Annotated in this window: 15 protein-coding genes; 11 read left to right on the plus strand and 4 right to left on the minus strand. The window is 26.6% G+C overall.

All coding sequences use genetic code 11. The features are described from left to right. Window positions 1-47: 47 nt before the first annotated feature. Complete coding sequence (locus HMPREF1092_RS01990; protein WP_002596913.1) at window positions 48-773, minus strand: gamma-glutamyl-gamma-aminobutyrate hydrolase family protein; 726 nt, start codon at window positions 771-773, stop codon at window positions 48-50. 443 nt (window positions 774-1,216) lie between these two features. Between HMPREF1092_RS01990 and HMPREF1092_RS16395 the strand changes: the two genes are divergently transcribed. Continuing rightward, complete coding sequence (locus HMPREF1092_RS16395; protein WP_002596914.1) at window positions 1,217-2,335, plus strand: NAD/NADP octopine/nopaline dehydrogenase family protein; 1,119 nt, start codon at window positions 1,217-1,219, stop codon at window positions 2,333-2,335. A gap of 126 nt (window positions 2,336-2,461) precedes the next feature. Continuing rightward, window positions 2,462-3,253, plus strand: coding sequence for a VgrG-related protein (locus tag HMPREF1092_RS02000; protein ID WP_002596915.1), 792 nt, complete (start codon window positions 2,462-2,464; stop codon window positions 3,251-3,253). A gap of 79 nt (window positions 3,254-3,332) precedes the next feature. Here the strand turns inward: HMPREF1092_RS02000 and brnQ are convergent, their stop codons facing one another. Continuing rightward, window positions 3,333-4,601, minus strand: a complete 1,269-nt coding sequence (gene brnQ / locus HMPREF1092_RS02005) for a branched-chain amino acid transport system II carrier protein (protein WP_002596916.1) — start codon at window positions 4,599-4,601, stop codon at window positions 3,333-3,335. 283 nt (window positions 4,602-4,884) lie between these two features. Here brnQ and galU point away from each other — a divergent pair, with 283 nt between their 5' ends. The 4 genes from galU (at window position 4,885) to HMPREF1092_RS02025 (ending at window position 8,057) form a co-directional block, all read left to right on the plus strand. After that, window positions 4,885-5,763, plus strand: coding sequence for a UTP--glucose-1-phosphate uridylyltransferase GalU (gene galU, locus HMPREF1092_RS02010; protein WP_002596917.1), 879 nt, complete (start codon window positions 4,885-4,887; stop codon window positions 5,761-5,763). A 126-nt stretch (window positions 5,764-5,889) separates the two neighbouring features. Then, window positions 5,890-6,825: an LCP family protein gene (locus HMPREF1092_RS02015; protein WP_002596918.1), complete on the plus strand. Its 936-nt coding sequence runs from the start codon at window positions 5,890-5,892 to the stop codon at window positions 6,823-6,825. A gap of 107 nt (window positions 6,826-6,932) precedes the next feature. Further along, window positions 6,933-7,565: a hypothetical protein gene (locus HMPREF1092_RS02020; protein WP_002596919.1), complete on the plus strand. Its 633-nt coding sequence runs from the start codon at window positions 6,933-6,935 to the stop codon at window positions 7,563-7,565. Window positions 7,566-7,688: 123 nt separating this feature from the next. Continuing rightward, the gene (locus HMPREF1092_RS02025) at window positions 7,689-8,057 is read left to right on the plus strand and encodes a hypothetical protein (protein WP_002596920.1); all 369 of its coding nucleotides are present in this window, start codon (window positions 7,689-7,691) and stop codon (window positions 8,055-8,057) included. A 39-nt stretch (window positions 8,058-8,096) separates the two neighbouring features. Here the strand turns inward: HMPREF1092_RS02025 and trpS are convergent, their stop codons facing one another. Further along, the gene (gene trpS, locus HMPREF1092_RS02030) at window positions 8,097-9,101 is read right to left on the minus strand and encodes a tryptophan--tRNA ligase (protein ID WP_002596921.1); all 1,005 of its coding nucleotides are present in this window, start codon (window positions 9,099-9,101) and stop codon (window positions 8,097-8,099) included. A gap of 131 nt (window positions 9,102-9,232) precedes the next feature. Beyond that, on the minus strand, window positions 9,233-10,309 hold the full coding sequence (locus HMPREF1092_RS02035; protein ID WP_002596922.1) for a GerAB/ArcD/ProY family transporter: 1,077 nt from the start codon (window positions 10,307-10,309) through the stop codon (window positions 9,233-9,235). Window positions 10,310-10,413: 104 nt separating this feature from the next. On the opposite strand from HMPREF1092_RS02035, the gene HMPREF1092_RS02040 reads away from it, so the two are divergent. The 5 genes from HMPREF1092_RS02040 to tyrS all read left to right on the plus strand — a co-directional run bounded on the left by HMPREF1092_RS02040 (window position 10,414) and on the right by tyrS (window position 16,026). After that, window positions 10,414-11,841, plus strand: a complete 1,428-nt coding sequence (locus HMPREF1092_RS02040; protein WP_002596923.1) for a spore germination protein — start codon at window positions 10,414-10,416, stop codon at window positions 11,839-11,841. Next, entirely contained in the window at window positions 11,819-12,943 is a 1,125-nt protein-coding gene (locus HMPREF1092_RS02045) for a Ger(x)C family spore germination protein (protein WP_002596924.1), read from the plus strand. The genes HMPREF1092_RS02040 and HMPREF1092_RS02045 overlap by 23 nt, the downstream gene beginning before the upstream one ends. Window positions 12,944-13,040: 97 nt before the next feature. After that, the gene (locus HMPREF1092_RS02050) at window positions 13,041-14,132 is read left to right on the plus strand and encodes a sensor domain-containing diguanylate cyclase (RefSeq protein ID WP_002596925.1); all 1,092 of its coding nucleotides are present in this window, start codon (window positions 13,041-13,043) and stop codon (window positions 14,130-14,132) included. A 103-nt stretch (window positions 14,133-14,235) separates the two neighbouring features. Further along, the gene (locus tag HMPREF1092_RS02055; protein WP_002596926.1) at window positions 14,236-14,646 is read left to right on the plus strand and encodes a hypothetical protein; all 411 of its coding nucleotides are present in this window, start codon (window positions 14,236-14,238) and stop codon (window positions 14,644-14,646) included. 153 nt (window positions 14,647-14,799) lie between these two features. Continuing rightward, window positions 14,800-16,026, plus strand: coding sequence for a tyrosine--tRNA ligase (tyrS, locus tag HMPREF1092_RS02060; protein WP_002596927.1), 1,227 nt, complete (start codon window positions 14,800-14,802; stop codon window positions 16,024-16,026). The last annotated feature ends 105 nt before the right edge of the window (window positions 16,027-16,131 follow it).

The raw sequence follows: 16,131 nt of genomic DNA on the forward strand, positions 1-16,131 counted from the left end.
TAATTTATGTAGCAGTATCCACCTCCTTTTTCTTCTGTTTAAAAGTATTAGCATTTAGAAATAAAATATTTAAAGAGATCTAATGTTTTAGAGTCACTAGCTGCCATTATTTCAGGATGCCATTGAACACCTAAAAGAAAAGTATCTTCATCTATTTTTTCAATTGCTTCTATAGTTCCATCAATGGACTTAGCAGTAATTTTAAAACCCTCAGCAACTTTTTTTATTCCTTGATGATGAAATGAATTTACTCTATATTCTTTCCCAAAAACATTAAAAAGATTAGAATCTTCAGTAATGTTAATTTTATGATATCCTTTATGAGGGTCACCCTTTTGAACATGGTTGATATTACATGAATCAAATTCAGAAAGATCTTGATAAAGAGTTCCACCATTAGCAACATTTAAAAGTTGATGTCCTCTACAAATACCTAAGTAAGGAATTTTAGTTTTTGTGGCCATTTCTAAAAGAGTAAATTCAAATTCATCTCTTTCATGAGAAATAATGCTAAGAAGAGGATGAGGTTCTTCACCATATCTATTAGGATCTACATCATATCCGCCAGTTATGATTAATCCATCAATTAAATCAACTTGTTCTTTAATTATATCTTTGTCTGTAGTTGCAGGAATTAATATAGGAATTCCTCCAGCCAACTTTACTGCTTCTACATATTCATTAAATATTCTTTGAACTGTAAAACCAGGAAAAGAATCATTATCTTTAGTGTTTACTATATTACAAGATATACCTATAATTTTTTTCTTCATGATTATACCTCCATTTAATTTTGTATATTATATTATATGCAATAAAGGGACTTCTCTCTAAAGTATAGAGACCCAAATTTGGGCGGTTCCACTCTACTTTAGACAAAAGTCCCTCAATGAATTTAAAATTCTAGCTATAAGGTAGCAATCCTGCCAAACTACTTAATTTCATAAGGCATACTCCATAGCGCAATAAAAAAAGTTACTAAGTTAAATCTCTCACCAAAATGATTTATTCTCTGTGACTTTTAGCTTTTTAAATCTCTATTTCAACGTATCCGACTATTCTTATCTGATTAAAAAATTTATTAAATACATTATATCAATTGAGAAATTCTTGTCAACATCAAAAAATTTAATAAAAATAAATGTTACATAATTGTAAACACATAAAAAAGAAAATATGGTAAAATGTAGCCAAAGAGTTTTTGAGGAGGGGCAATATGAATATTTGTATTATAGGAGCAGGAAATATAGGAACTTACTTAGCAAGTTTTATAGGTTTAAATGAGAATAATAAGGTATGGTTACACACTTCAAAAGTTGATATGTTTGATGGTTTTATTGACTTAATAGAAGAAGAAAAGAATTTAGAACATAGGGTTAAACTTCATAAAGTTATAGATAATTATAAAGAAGGAGTAGAAGAAGCAGACATAATTCTTGTTACATATCCTTCATTTATGTTAGAAAAAGCTTTAAACGAAATTATAAAATATATAAAACCTGGAGCAGCAATAGGTATAATTCCAGGCTTTGGTGGAGTAGAGTTTTTTAAAGAGAAATTTTTAGAAAAAGGTTGTACTTTCTTTGGTAGCCAAAGAGTTCCTTCTATTACAAGGTTAAAAGAATATGGCAAGAGTGTTTATTTAAAAGAAAGAAATCCTTTTATGAAAATAGGAGCATTTCCAAAGGAAAAATGTAGTGAAATTGCAGAGGTAATGACTAAATTAATAGATATTCCTTGTATACCTTTAGAAAGTTATTTAGCTATAACATTATCACCTTCAAATCCAATTTTTCATCCATCTAGACTTTATGAATTATTTAAAGATCATCATGATGAAAAAGTATATGATGATCATTCATTATTTTATGAAGAGTGGGGAGATTTTGCTTCAAAATGCTTAATTAATCTTGATAAAGAATTAGAAGATGTAACTAAAGCTTTAATAAATAATCCATCTAGTGAATTTGAAAGAATAAAATCTAGATTTAATATAGAGCATCCATCTGAATTAACAGAAAAAATTAGGACAGCACCAGGATTTATAGGAATAAAGACTCCAATGATAAAGTGTGAAAATGGGTTTAAACCAAATTTAGAGTCAAGATATTTTATAGAAGATTTAGAGTTTGGTACTTGTATTATAAAGGGATTTGCAGAAGTTTTAAATGTAGAAACACCTTTAACAGATGAAATAATAATGTGGGGACAAAAATTATTAAATAAAGAATATTTAATAGATGGAAAATTAATAGGGAAAGATTCAAAAAAATTATTAATTCCTAAAAATTTAAATTTAAATACAAGAGAAGATATTCTAAATTATTATAAATAAATGAAAGATGCAGAATAAAATATTCTGCGTCTTTTTTAGTTTGTAAATAAAGTGTAAAAAGCATTGTAGAGGGAGAAAATAACTTTTAATATTAATATATACAGAAGAAAGAGGGGTAACTTTAAATTGAAACGAATATTTATAGCTGCAGCAGTAACAGCAGCCATTACAGGAGCAACGGGAACATTAACAGCTCATGCAGATACTATAAATCACTCAGTAAGAGCTAATTATATAAGTAAGAAAAATAACGTACAAAATAAAGTTAACAATCAAAATACTAATAATTATTATACAACAAGACAAATTACACAACTTTCTGCTATTTATGAGTCCAATAATAATCCAGGAAGTATTTCAACAGGAAAAGGAGATTTTGGTGGGAAATCTTATGGAGCTTGGCAATTTTCAAGTAATACTGGGACTTTAGCTGAATTTATTAATTTTTTAAAAAGAGAAAATTATAGTTTTTATTTTGCATTAGTTAGAGCTGAATATAAACAAAAAGGAATACAGTATGGAAATGAATTTGATAATGTTTGGAGGGCTATAGCAAATAAATATCCAAATACATTCTATAATTTACAAATGGAATTTATAAAAGAAAATTATTATGATAAACTTGTTAGAATGTTAAGGAGAGATGGGGGATTTTCCAAAATGCTTTCAAATTTAGCAGTACAAAATGTTTTAGTTTCTACTGCAGTACAAAATGGTGTTATGGGAGCATATAAAATAATATCGCCTTTAAAATATAGAGATAATCCAAGAGATTTTATAAAAGATATATATAATAGAAGAGCACTTGTAAATGAAAAGGGAGTCTTGGTTAATTTTTATTCTTCTTCTAATTCTGTTCAACAGGCTATAAAATGGAGATTAGTAAGGGAAGAAGATACTGCACTTAGTATGTGTTAACAGAAAAATTTTTAGGAATAGTTCGGAATATATAAATTATTTTATATTAAAATGGAGCATATTTTATATGCTCCATTTTTTATGCTTGAACTAATTCTTGAGATGGTATTCTAAATATTAAATTTCCAATAATAACACTTAGTATTGTTGGAATTAACCATGAGAAACCTAAAGATGCAAGTGGAATAAAGCTTAAGTTAACAAAAGGTATAACTTGAAGAACTCCAAATATTAATGATATATAAACACCTAATCTAATAGCACGTACATTTTTTAAAAATTTACTAAATAAAGTTGTAAATATTAAAGTTATTGCTACAGGATAAAGTATATTAAGTATTGGTCCAGATATTTTTATTATTTTATCTACTCCAAGACTTCCAATAAAAATACTTATTATAGTTATACAAATAGCATTGTATTTATATTTTAATTTGCCTTTTGATATCTCTTCAAAGAAAGATGATCCAGCAGTTATTAATCCAATTGAAGTAGTTAAGCAAGCAAGTCCCATTGCAACACCAATTATTGTAGTACCAGCACTACCTAGTATTCTTTTTGAAATAAAAAGTAAAAGACTTGTATTAGTTATATCTCCACTAACTACTGATGTAGTTTGTGCACCTATAAAAGTTAATCCTCCATATACAATAGCAAGTCCAATAGCAGCAACTAAGCTAGCTTTAATAGTCATAGGAAGTAGTTTTTCTTTTGAATATCCTTTAGAAGCAATATTTTTTGAAACAATAGCAGCAAAAAGTAAAGCAGCTAATGCATCCATAGTTTGATAACCTTCTATAAGTGAATTTGAAAATACACTTGTAAATCCAGTATCTGAAACATTTCCTATTGGTAAAAATATTCCTTTAACTATTATTATTCCAAGTATTATAAGTAATGCAGGTGTTAAAAATTTTCCTATAGTATCTATGATTGAAGTTTTGCTAAATACAAAAAATAAATTTATACCAAAATAAATTAACATCCAAACAAATGGCGGTATTTGAGGTAATATTGGATGAATAGTAAGTTCATAAGTAGTTGCAGCAGTTCTTGGAATTCCAAGCATTGGACCAATTGCAATAAATAAAATTGCTGCAAAAACAATTGCAAATTTAGGTCCAATTTTTGAAGCCATTGTTTTGAAAGTTCCATCACCTTTAGTACAAGCGATTATAGCTAGCAAAGGTAAACCCACTCCAGTTAATGTAAAGCCTATTATAGCAAAGATAAAATCTTTACCTACAGCATGTCCTAAAAATGGTGGAAATATTAAGTTACCTGCACCAAAAAACATAGCGAAAAGTGCAAAGCCAACAATAAAAAAATCTCTCGTACTCTTTTTCATATAAAAAACCTCGCTTTTGTAAAAATTAATATGACATTAATATATCATCAAATATTATAAGATTCAACATAAAATACGCTTGAAATAAAATTAATATTAAAATAATAGATTATTTTTTAATACTTTACTAAAAAATATCGCATTAAAATAAAAAACTATAAAAATAGTATAAAATTTAAGGGGATAAAATGAAAAATCTATAATAATTAATTATTTTAAATAATTATATGAAAATATATATGGTATAATTAAAATGATAACGATGTTATAAGGGGGAAAAATTATGAAAGTAAAAAAGGCCATAATACCGGCAGCGGGGTTAGGAACTAGATTTTTACCAGCAACTAAAGCACAACCAAAGGAAATGTTACCAATAGTTGATAAGCCAACTATTCAATATATTATAGAAGAAGCTGTTGCATCTGGAATTGAAGAAATTCTTATAATAACAGGAAGAAATAAAAAATGTATTGAAGATCACTTTGATAAAAGTATTGAGCTTGAAATGGAATTAGAGAAGTCAGGAAAAGAAGAGCTTTTAGAGTTAGTAAAAGATATTTCAAGTATGGTTGATATTCATTATATAAGACAAAAAGAGCCAAAAGGATTAGGACATGCAATTCATTGTGCAAAAACATTTGTTGGAAATGAACCTTTTGCAGTTCTTTTAGGAGATGATGTTGTTTATAATGAAAAACCATGTTTAAAACAATTGATGGAATGTTATGAGGAATATAAAACTTCTATTTTAGGAGTTCAAACTGTATTAGAAGAAAATGTATCTAAATATGGAATAGTAAATGGAATTCATATAGAAGACAGAGTTTATAAAGTAAAAGATTTAGTTGAGAAACCAAGTGTTGAGGAAGCTCCAAGTAATATAGCCATTTTAGGAAGGTATATAATAACTCCTCAAATATTTGATATATTAGAGAATACTAAACCAGGAAAAGGTGGAGAAATTCAGCTTACTGATGCATTAAAAACTTTAATATCTCAAGAAGCAATGTATGCATATAATTTTGAGGGAAAAAGATATGATGTTGGGGATAAGCTTGGCTTCCTAGAAGCAACAATAGAATTTGCTCTAAGAAGAGAAGAATTAAGAAGTGATATGTTAGGTTATTTAGAAAATAGAAGCTGGGAAAAAGTTTTAAAATAGAAAAGAGTTTTAAAGATTAAGAGTTATGTAACTCTTAATCTTTTTTTATGAAAATAAAATTAATTTTGTAAAAAAATGATGAATGATATATAATTTAGTAGTGGATATTTTTTAAGGGGGATTGAAATGGGAAAAAGGAAGAAAAAAGATTCTACAAAAATACTAAAAAGAATTTTAATTAGTCTTATTGCAGTAATAGTACTTTTAGTTGGAGTAGGAGTTTTTTATATTTATAATGTTTTAGGAAAAATAGAAAAAACTGAGATAAATAAAGAGGATTTAGGAATTGTAAAAGAAGAAAGTGGTAAGGACATAACTAATATAGCTCTTTTTGGGGTAGATGCACCTAAAGGACAAACAGGTAGATCAGATAGTATAATGATTTTAAGTCTTGATAAAGCGCATAAGAAAATTAAATTAACTTCTATTATGAGAGATTCATATGTGAATATACCAGGAAGAGGTATGGATAAAATAAACCATGCTTATGCCTTTGGAGGACCACAACTTGCTATAAAAACGTTAAACACTAATTTTGGATTAAATATAGAGAATTTTTTAACTGTTAACTTTACATCATTACCAATAATAATAGACAAAATTGGTGGAGTAGATATAAATTTAACTAATGGAGATTTAAAATATTTAAATCAACATTTAGGTAATAAGTCAACTCCAGTAAATGGTACAGGGATTCATACTTTAGATGGTGAGCAAGCAATGGCTTATTGCAGAATAAGATATGATGGCGGAGATCAAAGAAGAACTGAGAGACATAGAACTGTATTAGAAGCAGTGTTTAAAAAAATAAAAGAAGTACCAGCTTCTAAAATTCCAGGAATAATCACAGATTTATTGACATATGTTGAAACTAATTATTCTTCAACAGAAATATTAGGATTAGGTACTAGTAATATGAGTTTATTAAATACTGATATGGTTCAATATAGACTACCTGAAGATGGTAAATATCAAGGAAAGAATATTAAAGGAGTTTATTATACAGTATTTGATATTAAAGAAACTAAAAATGATTTAAAGAAATTTATTTATGAAAATTAATATAAAAAGACTATCACTTTTGATAGTCTTTTTTGTATTAATTTGTAAAAAAATATTTAAAAGAAAATAACTATATGGTAAAATATGTATTAAAAGGGGTGGATATAATGAGAAAGAAAAAAAGAGATATGGGAAATATATACATAGGAATTTCGATACTATTATCTATCTTATTAATAGGTGGAGGAATTGTTTTTAAAGGATTAAAAAAAGGTGATGAATATAAGCCTTTAGCAGTAGAGAAAGAGGAAACAGAAGAGAACAAAGAAAAAAGAGATAATTTATTATTAGCATTTATAAAAGATAAAAGATTAGGAGGACTAAGCCTTTTAAACATAGATAAAAATGATAATAAAATAACGGGAGATAATTATCCAAAAGAATTTTTAGTAGAAAATAATGAAGAACTTATAAAATTAGAAAGATTATATACAAGTGAAAATAAATTTGAAAAAAGTATGTTACAGAAAAATTTTGAGATAGATGATTTTACTTATATAGAAGTTGATGTTGATATAATATCTAAATATATTAAATATGATGAAAATTTCATAAATAATATATTTTTAAAATCTTTAGAATTAACACAAGAAGAAAAAAGTGAATTTTATAAAGGATTTAAAATTATATATGGAAAAACTAAATTAAGTAAAGATGAATATAAGGAGTTATTAGAGAAAATAAATGAAGAAGATTTAAAAATAGAAAAAGCAGAATTTAAAACTGTAACTTTAGAATAGATTATAGATAAAAATGCTATTGAGATATTAACAGAAGAAGAAAAGAAAATAAAAATTTCTTATAGAAATGAAGATCAACTTAGGAATTATAAAGGATATATAGATATAAAAGAAAAGGAAAAAATGAAACTTGAAGAAAAAAAGGAGATTATAGAATCTACAAATAATAATTTAGATGGAACAAGCAATAATAGTAGTGTGGGAACAAGTAATGTTAATGGAGTTAATAGTAATATATCTAATTCTAATGGATCTAGCAATTCAACGAATAGGCCATCTACTAATACGAATCAAAGTGGTAATGTAACAAAGCCAAACAATAATGTAACAAAACCAAATAAGCCAAATTCAGATAAACCAACTGAAATTCCACCAACTCAAGAAGAGAATCAAAATACTAAGCCACCATCACAAAATGTAGATAAAGAAGAAACAACAACTCCACCAGATAATACGGAGTCAAGTAATACTAATGAAAATAATCAAGAATAATATAATAAATAAAAAAGAGGACATTTTATGTCCTCTTTTTTATCTTGGTATAAATCCAATTTTCTTTTGAACTTTTCTTAAAGTTTTATTTGCTACATAAGAAGCTTTTTGCGCACCATTTCTATAAATTTCTTCAAGAGCTTTTTTATCTTTTTGTAATTCAAGAGCTCTTGCTTGAATTGGGGCTAATTCTTCAATTATTGCATCTGCAACATCTTTTTTTAATTCCGCATATCCAAGATTTTCATAGTTCTTTACAATATCAAATGGATTTTCACCTTTTATTGTAGCTAATATATCTATAAGATTTTTAACACCAGGTTGTTCTTCAGTATAATTTATAACACCAACACTATCAGTTACAGCTCTAGAAATTTTCTTTCTTATAACTTCTGGAGGATCCATAACTAATATGAAAGAGTTAACATTTTCATCTGATTTAGACATTTTTTTAGTTGGTTCTTGAAGGCTCATTATTTTAGCACCTTCTTTAGGAATATATCCAGTTGGAATTTTAAATGTCTCACTATAAGCATTATTAAATCTATTTGCTAAATCACGAGCTAATTCTAAATGTTGAGTTTGGTCTTTTCCAACAGGAACAAGATCAGTTTGATATAAAAGAATATCTGCTGCCATTAATACTGGATACATGAAAAGTCCAGCACCTATTGAATCACCAAATTTTTTTGATTTATCTTTATATTGTGTCATTCTTGAAAGCTCACCAACATAAGAATTACAAGTTAAAAGCCAACCACACTCAGCATGAGCAGGTACATGTGATTGAATGAAAAGAGTATTCTTTTCTGGATCTATACCAGCTGCTAAATATATTGAAAGCAATTCTAAAGTTTTGCTTCTAAGATCTTTTGGTTTTTGAGGAACTGTTATAGCATGTAAATCAACTACACAAAAATAACAGTCATAATCTTCTTGTAATTTAACCCAGCTTTTTATAGCACCTAAGTAATTCCCAAGAGTTATGTTTCCTGAAGGTTGAATACCACTAAAAATAACTTTTTTAGCTTCTGAATTTTCCATAATTTCACTCCTTACTAGGTATTTATAATATAAATTATATGTTCCTGTAAACCCAATGTCAATTTGAAATAATACAGTAAAATAAGGTTTTTATATTCTTTTCAAATAAAAAGAAAACTTATATTTTTACCTTACATTTTCATTCTTTTATATTTAAAGAAATAAATTACATAAGTTATTAGTGGAATAACGAAAAATACCACTAAAAGTATAAATTGCAAAGGCCTAAGTAAATTAAACATAACAAATTGATTAGAGCCGATAAAATAAGATAATACAGCAATTATTACTGTATATATAGCGATAAAAACTTTTTTCCTTTTAATTTTATTTCTTAATAAAGTTATTATCCCTGTTAATGATAAGACATATTTTAAAAATAAATTACAAACAGTTCTAAGTAAGAAAAAGAAATCACCAAATTCAAGAAAATCTTCAATGTCTAATCTTTGGGCTTGATAAAATTCTGGATAATATATATTAGATGCTCTAAGTGGGCCAAAAGTTCCAATTAAAAGTACAAAAACAAATGTAACTAATATACAAATAATAAAAGTACCTAATAAGCTATTTTTTATTAAATTCTCTTTATCACGTACATATCTTAAAAAAGGAAACACTATAGCTATAGAAGAGAAAGAACCTAGTAGCATAAGTGTTGCAAAAATATTTTCCTTTGAAAGTCCATTAAATAAAATAGGTAAAAGATATTGGAAGTTTTTATATTGATAAAGCAATGTCATTAAAAATAAATTAGATACAAAAATAATGCTTATAGTTACAATTACAACTATGGATATTGTTCTAAAATTTTTACTAGCTACATATGCAGCAGGAATTATAAAAAATGCTAAGCAATACCATACTGGAGTTTCTATAAATATTGTTGTATGAATTGCACTAGATTCCACTGTAGCAGCTTCTAATGAAGTTAAAAATAATCCTGCACAAAATAGAAATAAAAAAATATTTCCAAGCAATTTAGGATAAGTATTATAAAAAACTTTCTCTAATGTTAAAGTCTTAGTTTTTAAAGATATAAACATTATTAGAAAAATAAATCCTAATAAAAGAAAGGTTGCTATTAATGCGGAGATCCAAGTATCTCTTCCATTAACTCCTATAAAAATTGAAGCATAAGTTCTAGCGCTTATTGCAGTAACCGAAAAAATAAAAAATATCAAATGTTTTGAATTTATTTTGTACATTTAAAAACTCTCCCTTTTATATAAAAAATGAATTTAAAGTTAGTATTTACAAAATAATGAATATTAAACATTTATTTAGGAATAATATTTTTAGGTGATGTAAAATGAATAATAATTTAATGAAAATCAAGAATGTTTTAGAAGGGAGTTTTGATGTTAAATATAGAGAAGTGGAAACTTCCTTAGGAAAAGCAACATTAGTGTTTGTAGATAATTTATGTAGTACACAGTTTATAAGTCAATATATTGTTTTTCCATTAAAAGAAAAAAAGTATGAATGCAGAAATATGGATGACATAATTAAAAATGTTTTAGATATAAACATAACAAATTATGTTAAAGATAAAACAGACATAGAAGATGCATTATTGCATATTGTATCTGGAGATGTAGTAATTGTTATTGAAGGATATGAAGAATTAATATATTGTGAAGCAAAAGGATTTGTTAGAAGAAGTATTTCTATACCAGTTACAGAAGCAGTGGTAAAAGGTCCAAGAGAAGGATTTAATGAGGTTTTTGTTGATAATATATCTTTATTAAGAAGGAAAATGAAAAATCCAGATCTAAAATTTGAGCCTACATATGTAGGCGAAAAAAGCCAAACAGTAGTTTGTTTAGCATACATAAAAGGAGTAGCACCAGAATCTTTAGTAGAATATGCAAGAAACACAATAAAATCATTAAAAATAGATTTCTTATTAGATACAAACTTTGTTGAAAGTAAATTTAAGACAAAAAATTCAGTTTTTGATACAGTAGGATATACTGAAAAACCAGATGAAGTTGCGGCAAAAATGATGGAAGGAAGAATTGCAGTACTTGTTGATGGAACTCCATTTGTTATAACAATACCATACTTTTTCTTAGAAAATTTCCAAATGCCAGATGATTATTATATAAATAAAACATTTGCAAATTTTACAAGAGTAATAAGATGGTTTGCTTTCTTTTTTGCAACATTTATTCCAGGTATGTATGTAGCAATAATTACATATCATTTTTCTTTAATACCTTCATTATTTGTATTTAGGTTAGCAGTATCTCGAGCTGGGGTGCCACTACCAACTGTATTAGAAGTGCTCGTAATGATGGTATCCTTCCAATTGGTTAAAGAAGCAGGATTAAGGCTACCTCAGCCTATAGGAAATGCAATGAGTATAGTTGCTGCCCTTATATTAGGAGAAGCAGCGGTTGGAGCAGGGATAGCATCAAGAATTACAATTGTAGTAATATCTTTAAGTATGCTAAGTTATTTCTTAGTCCCTAAAATGTATGGTGCATTAACCATATGGTCATTTGTTTTTGTAATTGTTGGAGGATTATTTGGATTACCAGGTTTATTCGTATTTTCAGTGGTTTTCTTAGCAAATATTGCAGATTTAGAAACAGGAGGATATCCTTATTTATTTCCAATAGGAAGTTCTGAAAGATTTAGATTTAAAGATGTTTTTTTTAGAGGAAAATTGGATAGAATTTCTAAAGAGATAATTGGGAAAGGTGAGAAAGATGAAGATAAGAAAATTGATTAAAGTTGGTATACTTTTAATTGCTATACTTCTTATGTTAGCAGGCTGTTTTAATTATAGAGATATAAATAATGTTACTTTTGTTACTAGTATGGTATTTGATTTAGATCCCATAGGAAATGTAGTAATTTATATGGATTGCGTTAGACCATATAGGGATAATAATGAAAGTTCTGATAATGGTAAAAGAATATTATATAAAGGTACAGGAAAAACAGTTTTAGAAGCATTAAGAGATGTAAATATGGCATCAAGTTATAAAATAAATGTTACACAAAATAAAGCTTTTATATTTACAGAAAAAGCTGTTAAAGAAGGAATAGATAAATTTTTAGATATTATAAATAATGACCAAGAATTTTTAGTTAAGCCTTATATATTTGCTTATTTTGGAGATGTAGAAAGATTATTAAAAGTAGCAGCAAGTGATGAAGAATATATGGGGCTTTTCATAAATGATCTTGTTAAGAAAAATAAAGCAAATTCAAGGGCAATAATTGTAAATATAAATGAATATATGACTGAAAGTGAAATTGGAGCTAATAGTGCTCTTATTGGAGCATTAGAGTTAAGAAAAGATGTAATTGATGAGAGAATAGAATTAAGTGGTGGAGTCATAATGAGGAATGATGTTATGCAAGAGAAAATAGATATTATAGATGGCTTAACATATAACATATTAGAAGATAAAGTTAACACAGGTACTTTAGAAATAGTTAATCCTCAGATGGAAGAAGGGTTTATAACCTTTGAAATATTAAAAAATAAAACTAAGACTAAAATAGAATATAATGGTGATAGAGTTTTATTAACTAAGGATGTAAATATGAAAGTTACTTTAGCAGAAGCACAGGGAAGATTTATAGTTGATAAGCAATCTTTACAACTTATAGAGGACACAACAGAATTAAGAATAAAAGAATATCTACAAGCATTCTTTGATAAATATAATAAAAAAAATATTGATATCCTTGGTGTAGAAAGAATGTTAGAAATAAAATATCCAGGTTTAGTGAAAGAAGACATATTAAGTATCTTAGATGTAGATATAAAAGTGAACTTGGATGTAGAAGGAACTAGTAATACTAGGAACAGTTATTTCTAGGTGCAAATCTTATTGAAATTAAATGTTAAAAATAGTATCATTTAAATATATCAAATAAATTGATGAACTTTATTTTAGGTGGTGGTTTTTTTTAGCTATGGATTATTATAGAGAACTGTATAATAATTTGAAAAATGAATATGAAATCTATCAAAATTATACAGAAAAAAAAATTCAACAAGTAATCAATAGGAATATAAAATTAGAGAAAGACATGGATGTTTTATCTAATATAGTACAGATAAGTCAGTACATAAATTCTTATATAAGAGATAAAAATTTGGTATCAATGATAAATGATATGATAATTGGAGTTTTAGGTGTAAAACATTCATCTATTTATACAATGAATCTTGGAAAATTAGAAATTAGAGCGAGTAGTCCAGAAGCTTGTAAAATGGAATTAACAGAAGATGAAAGAAAAAATTTTGAAGAGGGAATAGAATATATTTTCAATTCAAGCACTTATTTAAAAATTTGCCCTAGCTGTAAAACTAAAATAAAATCATCAATGGGAATGCCAATAAAATTAAGAGATAAGTTTATAGGATATATAATAGTATATCATACAATAAATTTAACTGAAGAAAATAGAATATTTTTAAGATCAATTTCTAATCAAATTGCTATAGCACTTGAAAATTCTATATTGTATATGGAGCTTAGTAATATGGCAAAAAAAGATCCTTTAATGGGAATATATAATAGAAAGTACTTTTTTCAAAAGGTAGAAGAATTTTTAGAAAAAGAAAAAGATATTGATTATGGAATAGTAATGTTAGATTTAGACAATTTTAAAAAGATAAATGATACTTTTGGACATCAATATGGTGATGAAGTATTAAAAGCTGTTGGCAGAGTAGTTATCAAAAATGCTTTGAAAACTTCTATATTTGCTAGATATGGTGGAGAAGAGTTAATATTATTTGTATATGACTTTAAAAATAAAGAAGAAGTTTATAATCGAGTTGAAACTATGAGAAAAGAAATTCAAGATAAAGACATTACATTAGGAGATATAAAATCTACTGTAACAGCAAGTTTAGGGTTAGCATTTTCTTCTAATGAAAATAGAAAATTATTAGATATAATAAATAAAGCAGATATGCTTTTATATAAAGCAAAACATAATGGAAAAAATAGAGTGGTTTGCGAAGAAAAATTTATTGAAGAAACTAATATCTTATAAAAAAATAAGGTATTAGTTTTTTATATTTTTATAAATAAATTAGAACATAAAAAAATTGGATATGAATATAAATATATAAAAGAATTTATAGGGGTTGAAAATTATGATTCAAATTTTTTGCAATGAGAGAGGTTCTGGGAAAACAAAAAAACTTATAGAAAAAGCTAATATATATGTAAGAGAAGCTAAAGGAAATATAGTATTTATTGATGATGATCATACCAATGCAAGATTTGTGGATAGAAATATTAGATTTGTATCTACTGATGACTTCCATATAAAAGGATGTAAATGTTTTTATGGATTTTTATGTGGTATACTTTCTAGTGATTATGATATTGAGCACATATATATAGATGGACTTTTAAGTATACTTAATTGTTCATTACATGAAACTAAAGATTTATTCTTAAAATTATCAAAAATATGCAATAAATATAATATTGATATGTTTATAAATATAAATAGTGAAAAGATGACTGAAATCCCTGAATTTATAGAGGAATTTGTTTAAATAAAGAATCATATTAAATTTTATAAGCCAGTTAGAAAACAGGTTTTTCTAATTGGCTTTTGATTTTTTTGGAATCTTATAATATTGCAAAATAGAAAACATGGTTATATACTATATTTATGCCTTTTAAGGGCTTAGGCAGGAGGAAGAAAGATGACTAATGTATTAGATGAGTTACTAGAACGTGGATATATAAAACAATTTACTCACGAAAAAGAAACAAGAGAATTATTAGAAAAAGAAAAAATAACATTCTATATAGGGTTTGATCCAACAGCTGATAGCTTACATGTTGGGCATTTTATTGCAATGATGTTTATGGCACATATGCAAAAAGCAGGGCATAGACCTATAGCATTATTAGGTGGAGGAACTGCTATGGTTGGTGATCCTAGTGGAAAAACTGACATGAGAAAAATGCTTACAAAAGAACAAATACAACATAATGTTGATTCAATTAAAAATCAAATGTCAAGATTTATAGATTTCTCTGATGATAAAGCTTTAATAGTTAATAATGCTGATTGGTTATTAGACTTAAACTATATTGATTTCTTAAGAGAAGTAGGTTCACATTTTACAGTTAATAAAATGTTATCAGCAGAATGCTTTAAAAAGAGACTAGCTACTGATAACGGTTTATCATTCTTAGAATTTAACTATATGTTAATGCAAGGATATGATTTCTATGTTTTAAACAAAAAATATGGATGTAAAATGGAATTAGGGGGAGATGACCAATGGTCAAACATGATTGCTGGTGTTAACCTAGTTAGAAAAAAATCACAAGAAAATGTATTTGCAATGACTTGTTCATTACTTACAAATAGCCAAGGTGAAAAAATGGGTAAAACAGTAGGAGGAGCATTATGGCTTGATCCTGAAAGAGTATCACCATTTGATTTCTATCAATATTGGAGAAATGTTGCTGATGCAGATGTATATAAATGCTTATCATTATTAACATTTGTTCCAATGGATGAAGTTAAAAAACTTTGTGCTGTAGAAGGTTCAGCTATGAATGAAGCTAAAAAAGTATTAGCTTTTGAAGTAACTAAACTTGTACATGGTGAAGAAGAAGCAAAAAAAGCAGAAGAAGCATCAAAAGCTTTATTTGCAGGTGGAGCAGATATGTCAAATGTTCCAACAGAAGAATTATCAGCTGATATGCTTGAAGGATCACTTTTAGATGCATTAGTAAGTGTTAAAATATTCCCTTCAAAATCAGAAGGAAGAAGATTAATACAACAAGGTGGAGTTACTTTAAATAATGAAAAGGTAACTGACATACAAAGATTATTAACAAGTGATGACTTTAAAGATGGATCAGCTATGCTTAAAAAAGGAAAGAAAAAATTCTTTAAATTAATAATAAAATAGTTAAATAAAGTCCTTAGAAAAATTTTTTATATAGGAATTTTTCTAAGGACTATTTTTATGTAAAAAAATAATAAAAGCTTTCGATAATTACCTATAAAGATTTAG

Origin of the sequence: Clostridium thermobutyricum (genome assembly GCF_000371465.1) — a bacterium.
Taxonomy (GTDB): Bacteria; Bacillota; Clostridia; order Clostridiales; family Clostridiaceae; genus Clostridium; species Clostridium thermobutyricum.